The 8,858-nt window shown below is 46.3% G+C and carries 7 protein-coding genes and 2 tRNA genes; 6 read left to right on the top strand and 3 right to left on the bottom strand.

Translation table 11 applies throughout. The features are described 5' to 3' along the window. Nucleotides 1-41 precede the first annotated feature (41 nt). From KU855_RS18105 to orn, 3 genes are all read right to left on the bottom strand, one after another. A tRNA-Gly gene (locus KU855_RS18105) sits at nucleotides 42-117 on the bottom strand. Nucleotides 118-142: 25 nt separating this feature from the next. Further along, nucleotides 143-218, bottom strand: a tRNA-Gly gene (locus KU855_RS18100). A gap of 196 nt (nucleotides 219-414) precedes the next feature. Beyond that, the gene (orn, locus tag KU855_RS18095) at nucleotides 415-960 is read right to left on the bottom strand and encodes an oligoribonuclease (protein ID WP_218532551.1); all 546 of its coding nucleotides are present in this window, start codon (nucleotides 958-960) and stop codon (nucleotides 415-417) included. Nucleotides 961-1,071: 111 nt separating this feature from the next. Here orn and rsgA point away from each other — a divergent pair, with 111 nt between their 5' ends. The 6 genes from rsgA to KU855_RS18065 all read left to right on the top strand — a co-directional run bounded on the left by rsgA (nucleotide 1,072) and on the right by KU855_RS18065 (nucleotide 8,745). Next, nucleotides 1,072-2,166 carry a small ribosomal subunit biogenesis GTPase RsgA gene (gene rsgA, locus KU855_RS18090; protein WP_218532548.1) on the top strand — a complete coding sequence of 365 codons (1,095 nt, stop codon included), beginning with the start codon at nucleotides 1,072-1,074 and terminating at the stop codon, nucleotides 2,164-2,166. A gap of 85 nt (nucleotides 2,167-2,251) precedes the next feature. Continuing rightward, complete coding sequence (gene asd, locus KU855_RS18085) at nucleotides 2,252-3,112, top strand: archaetidylserine decarboxylase (RefSeq protein WP_218532539.1); 861 nt, start codon at nucleotides 2,252-2,254, stop codon at nucleotides 3,110-3,112. After that, nucleotides 3,112-3,993 carry a DMT family transporter gene (locus tag KU855_RS18080; RefSeq protein ID WP_218532529.1) on the top strand — a complete coding sequence of 294 codons (882 nt, stop codon included), beginning with the start codon at nucleotides 3,112-3,114 and terminating at the stop codon, nucleotides 3,991-3,993. Before asd ends, KU855_RS18080 begins: the two co-directional genes overlap by 1 nt. A 63-nt stretch (nucleotides 3,994-4,056) precedes the next feature. Beyond that, nucleotides 4,057-7,248 carry a mechanosensitive ion channel domain-containing protein gene (locus KU855_RS18075; protein WP_218532527.1) on the top strand — a complete coding sequence of 1,064 codons (3,192 nt, stop codon included), beginning with the start codon at nucleotides 4,057-4,059 and terminating at the stop codon, nucleotides 7,246-7,248. Between the two features lie 9 nt (nucleotides 7,249-7,257). Then, entirely contained in the window at nucleotides 7,258-7,971 is a 714-nt protein-coding gene (locus KU855_RS18070) for a glycerophosphodiester phosphodiesterase family protein (RefSeq protein ID WP_218532518.1), read from the top strand. A gap of 12 nt (nucleotides 7,972-7,983) precedes the next feature. Continuing rightward, nucleotides 7,984-8,745 (top strand): NAD(P)-dependent oxidoreductase, encoded by a 762-nt coding sequence (locus KU855_RS18065; protein WP_218532516.1) that lies wholly within the window; start codon nucleotides 7,984-7,986, stop codon nucleotides 8,743-8,745. The last annotated feature ends 113 nt before the right edge of the window (nucleotides 8,746-8,858 follow it).

Below are 8,858 nucleotides of genomic sequence, written 5' to 3'. Positions count from 1 at the left end.
ACTGAGCTAATGCCGCGTAAATCGTTTCTAACATCTTAATTTGGAGCGGCATATCGGGTTCGAACCGATGACCTATACCTTGGCAAGGTATCGCTCTACCAACTGAGCTAATGCCGCGTAAATCGTTTCTAATATATTAATTTGGAGCGGCATATCGGGTTCGAACCGATGACCTATACCTTGGCAAGGTATCGCTCTACCAACTGAGCTAATGCCGCGTAAATCGTTATCACATTATTTAGTGCTAACATCGCAAAAGGTATCGTCCTTTACTGTTAGCAACTGAGCTAATGCCGCTGAATTCTTTTACTTATGGATGGGACTTGATTTCGAAGCCACCCCAGAAGTGAGGCAGCATTATATGAAAAATTCACCCCCCTGCAAGCCCTATCTTGCAAATTATCTTCCGTTCGCTCAAATTTTAAATACTTTTGCGCGATAAAACTGCAATTCGGCGATAGACTCCTGAATATCCATCAAGGCTTGGTGAGTATTTTGCTTCTTAAACTCAGACATTAACGCTGGCTGCCAGCGACGAACCAGTTCTTTGATGGTACTAACATCCAAATTGCGATAATGGAAATAATCTTCCAGTTCTCTCATGTAACGATTCAAGAAACGTCTATCTTGACCAACACTGTTGCCACAGATTGGTGAAGCCCCCTTGGGTACATACTGAGAAAGGAACGCAATAGTCTGCTCAACGGCTTGTTGTTCATCGATGGTACTTGCCTTCACACGCGCAATCAAACCCGAAGCACCGTGATGCTGCTGATTCCAATCATCCATGGCATCAAGCACTTCATCAGGCTGATGAATCGCCATCACCGGGCCTTCAGCGAGGATGTTTAATTGTGAGTCTGTCACTATGGTAGCGATTTCTATGATGCGATCCGTCTCAGGCTCTAAGCCTGTCATTTCTAGATCGATCCAAATTAGGTTGTTTTCGTTTGCTGCCATACTCTGCCTTACTTCTTCCATTTGCCGCTAAATCAGGCTTTTTTATTCAAGACCGTGTATCATACTGCTTTTTGTTGAACACGACATTACCTTAATGGCGAAGACATACTAGTGACTAAAAAGAAACCATTGAATCATGGCCAATTACGCAGAATGCGGGCGAACCATGAAAAAAGGCTTAACCGCGGTCATTCGCAAAAAGATGCCCCTGAACTACAGGATAGTTCACTTGGGCCAGAACAGCCTGCTATCGTCATCTCTCGCTTTGGCCAACATGCTGATATTGAAACGGCAAACGGCCAAGTTGTGCGTTGTAATATACGCCGCAATATCCCCTCATTAGTCTGTGGTGATAACGTTCTGGTGCGTCTAGCTAACGAAACCAACAGTCCTGAAGACGATGAAAAAACGCCCGCTCGCTCAGGCATTGGTGGGGTGGTCGAAGCGGTACATCCGCGTCACTCATTGCTGAGCCGGCCAGATCTGTATGATGGCGTCAAGATTATTGCCGCCAACATCGATCAAATCTTGATCGTCTCGTCGGTACTGCCAAGCTTTAGTACCCAAATTATTGATCGTTACTTAGTGGCCGCCGAAGATACTGGAATTCAACCTGTCATTATTCTCAATAAAATCGATTTATTGGATGACACCTTACGCGTTGAAATCGAGGCAGCCCTAGCGACCTACGAAAGCATCGGTTATCAAGTGTTTAAAGTGAGTAGTCATCAACACACTGGAATTGACCAACTTCAGGCGCTGTTAAAAGACAAAGTCAGCGTATTTGCCGGTCAATCTGGGGTCGGAAAATCATCATTGATAAATGCCCTGTTACCCGATGTTGAGCTCATGACGGGTGATGTCTCTGAAAACTCAGGGCTAGGGCAACATACCACCACGACAGCCAAGTTATTACACTTCCCTGCCGGCGGCGATTTAATTGACTCACCTGGGGTTCGTGAGTTTGCGTTATGGCATTTACCCCCTGAGCGAGTGAGCTGGTGTTTTATTGAGTTTCGCGATTACCTTGGTGGCTGTAAATTCCGCGACTGTAAGCATGGTGATGATCCTGGTTGCGCGTTAAGAGCTGCCGTCGACACTGGCAATATCGCCACCGAACGCTTTGCCAATTATCATAAAATTATCGCCAGCTTAGACGAACAACGACATGCGCGTCACTTTAGACATAATGTTGACGACTTGTAAGGACTTATATACATTCACGCCGTGACATCACCTGTCTCGGCGCCAAAGCACGCTTGGCCATCGTAAGAATTAAAGGAATTTAGCCGTGGATAAAGTAAAAATTGCGTTGCAGTACATTCTGCCCAAGCATTTATTGTCGCGTTTGGTGGGTAAATTTGCTGCAGCACAAGCTGGTAGCATCACAACTGCTGCAATCGAGTGGTTCATTAAACAATATAAAATCAATATGAGTGAAGCCGAACGTGAAGCGCCAGAAGCCTATGCTAGCTTCAATGACTTTTTCACTCGTGCGTTAAAGCCTGGCATTCGCCCGATTGATATGGACTCCAATATTATGGTTCATCCTGTGGATGGTACCGTGAGTCAGTTTGGTGACATTAAAGATGGCCGAATTTTTCAAGCCAAGGGGCATGATTATTCTTCATTGGCCCTGTTAGGTGATCAAGCGCAAGACGCTCATCGCTTTAAAGGTGGCGATTTTGCCACCATCTATTTAGCACCAAGTGACTATCACCGCATCCATATGCCAATCACTGGGACCTTGTCAAAAATGACCTATGTGCCCGGAGAGCTATTTTCGGTCAATCCATTAACCGCACGCCATGTGCCGGGGTTATTTGCACGTAACGAACGGGTTGTCGCCATTTTCGAAACCGAAAAAGGCCCGTTGGCTATGGTGCTGGTCGGTGCCACCATAGTAGCTAGCATTGAAACCGTCTGGGCGGGTACCGTGACACCGCCAGCGGGTAAGCAAGTATTTAGCTGGAATTATCCGACCACAGGCAAAGACGCTATCACCTTACAAAAAGGCGAAGAAATGGGTCGATTCAAACTGGGCAGTACAGTGGTAATGCTGTTTGCCGACGACATGATCGATGACTTTGCTGATGAGATTAAACCCGGTGCCGTCACTCGCTTAGGTCAGCCATTAGCGCATCTCGACTAATGCAACAGCACCAACGTGCATTGTGGGAACTTCATATTGCCGTACTTCTATTTGGGGGTACGGCATTATTTTCAAAACTTATTCCGTTAAGTGCGCTCGATATTACTTGGCTTAGGTGCGCTTTTGCCGCGTTAGCCTTGGCGATATTTGTCAAAGCCACCCAAGCCTCATTAACTTTAAGACGCCCGAAAGATTACGCCATCGCATTAATCCTCGGGATCTTAATCAGCTTGCACTGGGTGACCTACTTTGCGGCGATGCAACTGGCAACGGTGGCCATTGGCATGATTGCTTTTTTCAGCTACCCCGTCATGACTGTATTACTCGAACCGCTTTTGCATCAACAACGTCCCGCGCTGAAAGATATTGTCAGTGGGATCATTGTACTGGCCGGAATTTTTTTGCTGATCCCTCAGTTTTCTCTCGGCAATCAAACCACACTTGGGGTGCTAGTGGGTATTGTGTCGGCCATGCTTTTTACGGCGCGCAACCTCACCTTAAAACGTTATTTCAGCCATTATCATGGCGCCCATGCCATGCTCTACCAAACCTTGGTTGCGGTCGCGCTGTTAATGCCATTCAGTGAGCTTGACATCCAAGATATCAACGCCCACATGTGGCTTAGTATTCTGCTATTAGCGATTGTATTTACCGCCGCCCCCCACGCATTATTTACCTCCGCATTACGCCAATTACGCGCCAAAACCGTCGGTTTAGTCTCCTGTTTACAGCCCTTATATGGCACGTTATTGGCGTGGTGGCTACTATCAGAACCCATTACGTGGCAGACCGCCATCGGGGGGACGCTAGTCGTGATGACCGCGTTATATGAAACGGCCCAGAATCATGGCTCACAACAACAGAAAAAAAGCGAATCATAGATACCAATCCATTGTTAACTTAGCTAAGATCTAATCTTTCCCTAAGCAGTCATTATTTCTGTCATGTCTCGTTTTATTTGCTTTCTCCTGTCGTTTATCAGTGTCTATTCTTTTGCCACTTCACCATTAGCATTAGAAAAACGCATGGGGATGTCAGGCAGTCAAGAACAGACCTTGTCAGTTGCTCAACAAATCGAGCAACTCGATATCAGCATCAATAGCCTTCATGCCAGTCAGCTCGCTTATGAACAATCGCTACGTGATAGCGAAATACGTCGTCATAATCTGAATACCCAGTTGAAAAATGCCAGCGATGAACTCGCCATTAATGCCCAGCAAGACTTAGGGCAGCAAGCCTCGATGGCCTATTTGCATTTATCAGAACTCAAAGAAACCGAGGCCAATTTAGGCAAGCAGATCAATGACGACATTCAACGACAAAAACTGTTACCGCAGACGTTGAAAGACGCTCGCGATGCGATTGCCTTACAACAAAAGAATGTCAACGCCCCACCAGAAACCCCCACAGGGCAATTGCAACGCACTCAGCTAGCATTGTATCAACAACATTTATTAACTCTTCAGGCCGAACTTAATTCCAGCCCCAGCCGTTTAGAATTAGCTCAATTACAGCTGCAATCCGTGCGCGCCCAATTGCTGCAACAAGAAGTATTAATCGAAGCCTTAAATCGAGCGCTAAGCGATCAGCGTCGTCAAAATACCGAGCACACCTTACTCAACAACTTGTCGCCGAATATTGCCCTGATTGATGACATGGCTCGCAACTTAAGCCAAACCAATATCGCTCTCGGGGATGAGTTAACCACTGTCACAGAGCAAACCAATGAGGTGGTGCGCGCGCAAGAGGATGCTGAAAATCAGTATCAACAACAGGCGAAGCAGTTAGGCAATATTCAACAGCAAATCAGCTGGGTTCAAGTCAACTCCGCCTTTGGTGAGCGCTTCTTGCAAATGCTGCAATCGCTACCCAGACCTCCCGATACCGAGGCTATTCAAATAGAGATTGCTGACGCGCGCTTAAGTCGCTATCACATCGAGCAACAGCTTAATCAAAATGAGCAACTGTTAGGCAGCGACGGTAATTTAAGTGAACCTCAAATTAAATTACTCGACTCACAACAATCATTACTGAATAAATTACTTGAGTCATATGATATTTATCTGGGGGAAACCGCCAAGCTCAAGTTCAGTTATGAACAATTGAACCAACAATACCAAGAACTCAAAAACACCCTTAATGAACATTTATTTTGGGTTCCCAATGCGGCCCAAATCAATAAGCCATGGTTTATCGATTTGCAGCGCAGTATTGTGTGGTTAGTGCAACAAGCGCCTTGGCAAAAAATTCCGTCAAGCTTTACTAAACAAGCCGATTTTTGGTCTTGGTGGGTGATCTTATTAACCCTATGCATCGTCATTCAAGACTTAATTGCCAAGCCTTATCACAAGGTGGTGGCGCACTATAGCCGCAACGTCGGTAATGTAACTCAAGATAGATTCAGTAACAGCCTAAAATCACTGCTAATAAGCTTTGGTTATGCGTCATTACGGCCCTTACCTGTCATCGCTGCTGGGGCGATTGCTTACAGCTCATCCCACAACTTTATCCAAGCCATCGGCATGGCTACCTTAGCGATAGGCGGTTTATATTTATTACAACGAGTCATCGACTTGTTGTGTGCCGAAGGGTCACTGATCTCGGGACATTTTAATACACCGCGTGCTGACGTGGTATTGCTTCAGACTAAGTTTGATCGCTTTGTCATCATGGTACTGCCTTTAGTCGGCATCATGGGCTTTACCGAAGTGCTCGATACTTCATTAATTCGCAATAGCTTAGGCCGCGGTGCGTTTATCCTGTTCTGCATTCTGTTGTTTTTACTGTACCGTGACCTAGTTAATATCTTTAATCGAGCGCGTGCAAACGCCGATCACGATGGTAAAAACAAACGACTTATCCATAAGACGTTATCCTACGCGCTCATCTCTGTGCCCTTGATCAGTGCGGTATTAGCCTTTATGGGCTTTTACTACACGGCCTTTCAATTATTGTTACAACTGCAGCTTTCCCTAGTGCTTGGGCTTGCGGTGTTATTGTCTTATCAATTAATCAAACGCTGGATGCTGATTGAACGTCGTCGCATCGCATTTGAACGCGCCAAAGCAAAGCGCGCCGAACGCTTGGCTCAGCGCGAGAAAGGGGAGGCGCACGCTAATGATGGCCTAGATAGCTATGAAGAACCCATTGTCGATTTAGAAACCATTTCAAGCCAATCCTTAGGTCTGGTTCGGTCACTGCTACTGTTAGGTTTTCTCGCCAGTTTGATTGGCTTGTGGACTCAGACCCATATGGCACTGTTTTCATTTTTAGATGGCATCACCTTATGGAGCAGCACCACCAGCATTAATGGCATTGAGCAACAATTACCTATTACGCTTAAATCCCTATTATTTGGACTCATCATTGTCGGATTCTCGATGATGATAGCCACTAACCTCCCAGGGTTATTAGAGCTGATGATCTTGCAGAGACTCGATCTCAGCCCTGGTACCGGCTTTGCTATCACTACGGTAAGCCGGTATTTAGTGGTGTTTTTTGGCACCTTAGTCGGGTTCTCAACCCTAGGGATGGAGTGGTCGAAGCTTCAATGGTTAATTGCGGCACTCTCTGTAGGTTTAGGCTTTGGTTTACAAGAAATTTTTGCCAACTTTATCTCAGGCTTGATTATCCTATTTGAAAAACCGGTGCGTATTGGCGATACCGTGACAATTCGCGATCTCACCGGCACGGTAAGTAAGATTCAAATTCGAGCCACCACTATCATAGACTGGGATCGTAAAGAGATTATCGTTCCCAACAAAGCCTTTATTACTGAGCAGTTAATTAACTGGTCATTGTCCGACCCCATAACCCGTGTGATCATTAATGTCTCGGTGGCGAGGGACTCTGATCCATCCAAAGTTGAAGCGGCGCTCTATCAAGCCGTTCAAGATTGTCAATTGGCGTTATTAGTGCCCGAGCCTGAAATTTGGTTTGCCGGTTTTGGCCAGCATACTCAGGATTATGAAGTCCGAGCTTATGCCAAAGACATGAACTCACGCTGGCCATTACGTCACGACTTGCATAAGCGCATTAGCCAAAAGCTTAAAGAAAATGATCTACAATTGGCGTACCCGCAGTTGGAGATCCACCTTAGCCAATCACAACGGGAAAATAATCCCATCATGCGATAGGAGCTAACAATGCTTATTTTTGCTCACCGTGGAGCCAGCGGCTATGCCCCTGAAAATACCCTCAAGGCCATGACACTGGCCATTGAGCTTGGGGCCACTGCTATCGAACTCGATATTCATGCAGTGGAAGGGGAAGTGCTGGTTTATCATGACCGTCGATTAGAAACCAAAACCCATGGTCAAGGCATCATCGACCAGCAGAGCCTAGAATACATCAGTCAGCAACGCTTAAGCGGCGAGCCGATCCCAACGCTATGGCAAGTCATGTCGGCCTTGCCTCGTAGCACCTTGGTCAACATTGAGTTAAAAGGCCATAATGTCCTCGTGCCATTTCTTGCCCTGTACCCCCGCCTCATTAGTGAGCTGGGCTATTGCGCCGATAAGCTGTTAATCTCATCCTTTAATCATCAATTTTTGCTGGAGTGTCGTCGTCAGTTCCCGCGCTCAAGGATCGCCCCATTAATTGAAGGTGTGCCACTGGATTTATGTGGTTGTGCGACGCAATTGCAAGCCCAATCTGTCCATTTGGATATCAATTTCTTAACCGATGACATGCTTAACGATGCTCAGCAGCGTAACCTCGATGTTTATGCTTATACTGTAGATTACGCCGATGATATCCTGGCGCTTAAGGCCAAAGGCGTTAAAGGCCTCTTTTGTAACTATCCTGACAGAGCCGCGGCCATTGTGGCTCAAACTACGATGACCGCATCGACTAGATAATACAGGGATGATATGTCGCATTTATTATTACTGCTGACAAAGAATAACAATACTTATCGGCAATTACTGGCTCAGAAAAACTTACCGAGTTTACAGATAGCCAGTGATGACCCTCAATTTATTACGCAAGCCGATATCTGGTTGGCCGAACCGGGATTGGCCAAGCCATTGTTGCCATTGTCGCAATCACTCCAATGGATGCAAAGCACTTTTGCGGGTGTCGACTTATTGCTGGCACCTAAACAAAAACATGATTATCAGCTCACCAATATCCGAGGTATTTTTGGGCCGATGATGAGTGAGTATGTGTTTGGACAATTGCTCAGCCATATTCGCCAATTGCCGCGCTATCGCGCTCAACAAACAGCGGGAGTATGGCAAGCGCTTCCTCACGCAACCCTCGTAGGAAAACATCTCTTGATTTTAGGTACTGGCAGTATTGGTCAGCACTTAGCTAGTACGGCCAAACATTTCGGGATGCGGGTTAGCGGCGTGAGTCGCAGTGGCCAGCCCACACCCGCATTTGACGCCGTCTATCAAGTGAGCGAACTAGCCCATTTAGTCGCAAGCGCCGATATCATGATAAGCGTATTGCCTAGCACAAAAGACACTCGCGGATTAATTTCGGCGTCTTTATTAGCCAGCCTAAGACCCGACGCCATTATCGTGAATATCGGCCGCGGAGATGTCATTGATGAGACCGCCTTATATCAGCAATTGCTACTACAACCACAGCAATTGGCTATTCTCGACGTCTTTCAACGGCGTTGTTGATCAAATAGTTCACGTAACGTACTGATCTAATGACACTTACTCTAATTACTCAACTCGGTAACTAACAGGCATACCTAGTCTTATGACTTTGTTCATTGCCTTGACGTTAGCTA

Origin of the sequence: Shewanella sp. NIFS-20-20, assembly GCF_019209865.1 — a bacterium.
GTDB lineage: Bacteria > Pseudomonadota > Gammaproteobacteria > Enterobacterales > Shewanellaceae > Shewanella.
This window is presented reverse-complemented; position numbering and strand designations above follow the sequence as displayed.